Below are 2,310 nucleotides of genomic sequence, written 5' to 3' on the forward strand. Positions count from 1 at the left end.
ATAAGCATGGCCTGAATATGAAAAAGAAGACCAATGGAGACTTTCTCTTCCAGGAAAGGGTGATTAATAATATCCTGTTTTCTGTTTTGATAGGCAACAAGAACGGTTTTCCTTGTATCATCATCCATGGTTACACCACCCGTTTCATCCTTCTTAAACCCCTTGCCATTCACTTTTTTAAGATTAACCAGGGAAAGAGCAAGCCGGTCGGCAATAAAGGGCCTGAACTCCTCCATCATATCAAGGGCAAGCCCTGCTCTGCCGGGACGGTCCCTGTGAAGAAAACCGACTGCCGGATCGAGGCCGACCGTTTCCAGCGCTGATCGAATATCGTGCATGAGAAGAACATAAAGAAAAGAAAGGAGACAGTTAACATTATCCTTTGGGGGTCTCCTATTTCTCCTTCTAAAGAAAAAATCATCTTTCTGTGCCGTTATAAAGTGATCGAATGCATTAAAGTAGATATTTGCGCTATCTCCCTCGATACCCCGGACAATATCAAGATCATCGACACCATTCATCTTTCTCATTGAAGAGGAAAGCCGTTTTGCCGTGAATTCAAGTGTTTCCGAATCGACTTTTTCAGGATGATCCCTTAAAGCGCGGTTGACAACGGTGCGGCAATTGGCAAGCTTGCCTGTTACCATTGCCCTGGCCAGATCAGCCGACTCCCGCTTATTATCTGCCCGCCGGTATTGTTCACGTCTCAACAGAACATTACCGGAAACAGGCCCCAAAACCTTCGCCAGAAAACGGCCGTTTTCCGTCAGGAAAGTAATGGCAACATTTCTCTCTGCACAAAAGCCCATCAAAAAAGGACTGCAACTCACCTGTCCGAAGCAGACAATTCCCCCTATCGTATGAATTGGAACCCTTAATTTCACTTCCCTTTCAGCCTTAACGACAACAGTCTCCCCTTCTTTGGCGAGATAGGCTTCCTGGGTAGTAACAAAAAGGGTATTGAGATGTTTTTTCATAAAATTACCCCTCCTTTATAACGAGACGATTCAGGTATCGCTTTACCGATTTCCTTCTTCCCGTCACTTTCGGCATACACTGTTCAACGAGAGAGCAGCTATCACACTTTTTTGAATATTCTTCTTTCGGCGTCACCCCGGAATCAATCAATTCATGGAGTCTTGCAGCCGCTTCTTTCGTCTTATTCCTAAGTTCTTCATCAAATAATACATCCAGACGGCGACCTGTTCTGCCGTAAAAAAGCGCGCCTTTTTCAACGGGCAAGCCTGTCATTTCCTCCAGGCACATGGCCTGGGCGCAAAGCTGAACCTTGTCAAAATTACCGGACTTCGGTTTGCCTCTTTTATACTCCACAGGAAAAGGCCGCCACAAAAGCAGCCTTTTTCCACCCTGCCGGGCATCTTCTTCCCTATGAAATTCAACAGCGTCCGCTTTACCTGAAAGGCCGAGTTTTAGCGATCTTAAAGGCAAGGCATAGTCAACACGCACCTTTCCCCGTGATTCTTTATGCGCTTTATCGACATTTTCATGCATTACATTCCCTTCCGCCGTGAAGAGGTTCTCCTCCCACAAACGCTCATTATGTATCAAGGCACATTGCCGCTCGCAGAAAAGAAGGTGCTGGAGGGCGGACAAGGGAAGGAGATCGTCTTCGGTAAAATTCATTAATTATCCCCCTTGTTTAAATATCCCACCGGGATTTTTTTAATAATACTTTAAACCTCCTGTTAAGGAAACTTTTTGTGTCAGGCTTAGTATTACCACCCCCTGCCGGATTTATATCTTAATCTGCACTTTTTAAGCTTCTTTGTGGCCATAGCATAGTAATTCCATTCAATCCACGCCCCCGCATGAGGGGCGACGATTTGGTGGCGCTGATAAAGAATTACGAGCCATTGTTTCAATCCACGCCCCCGCATGAGGGGCGACATATCTATCGAGGGGACCGAACCCGAGAGAACTAGTTTCAATCCACGCCCCCGCATGAGGGGCGACATCAAAAGCCTTAACCACAATATCCTGATATTGTTGTTTCAATCCACGCCCCCGCATGAGGGGCGACGGTAATACAAACAGGTGTTACAACTTCTGGGTCTGTTTCAATCCACGCCCCCGCATGAGGGGCGACGCGTGAGTCTAAACAAAATGATTTATTGGATTTAGTTTCAATCCACGCCCCCGCATGAGGGGCGACCGTTTCAGGCTTTCGTTGAGGATCACTTGTCAGGTTTCAATCCACGCCCCCGCATGAGGGGCGACTCCAACGCAGGATTTAATCACGATGGCTGTGCGAGTTTCAATCCACGCCCCCGCATGAGGGGCGACCAAGGG

The 2,310-nt window shown here is 47.2% G+C and carries 2 protein-coding genes and 1 CRISPR repeat array; both genes read right to left on the reverse strand.

Annotation, left to right across the window (positions count from 1 at the left end):
• On the reverse strand, positions 1 to 977 hold a 977-nt coding region (gene cas1c / locus OEV42_21565), incomplete at its 3' end, for a type I-C CRISPR-associated endonuclease Cas1c (protein ID MDH3976858.1).
• A 4-nt stretch (positions 978 to 981) separates the two neighbouring features.
• The gene (cas4, locus tag OEV42_21570) at positions 982 to 1,644 is read right to left on the reverse strand and encodes a CRISPR-associated protein Cas4 (GenBank protein MDH3976859.1); all 663 of its coding nucleotides are present in this window, start codon (positions 1,642 to 1,644) and stop codon (positions 982 to 984) included.
• Positions 1,645 to 1,809: 165 nt separating this feature from the next.
• A CRISPR array of direct repeats spans positions 1,810 to 2,304; the repeat unit is 32 nt; unit sequence GTTTCAATCCACGCCCCCGCATGAGGGGCGAC.
• The last annotated feature ends 6 nt before the right edge of the window (positions 2,305 to 2,310 follow it).

This window comes from Deltaproteobacteria bacterium, assembly GCA_029860075.1.
Lineage (GTDB): Bacteria > Desulfobacterota > JADFVX01 > JADFVX01 > JADFVX01 > JAOUBX01.

Coding starts and splice junctions, on each gene's coding strand:
- cas4 (MDH3976859.1), bottom strand. CDS start 1,644: ATGAATTTTACCGAAGACGATCTCCTTCCCTTGTCCGCCCTCCAGCAC.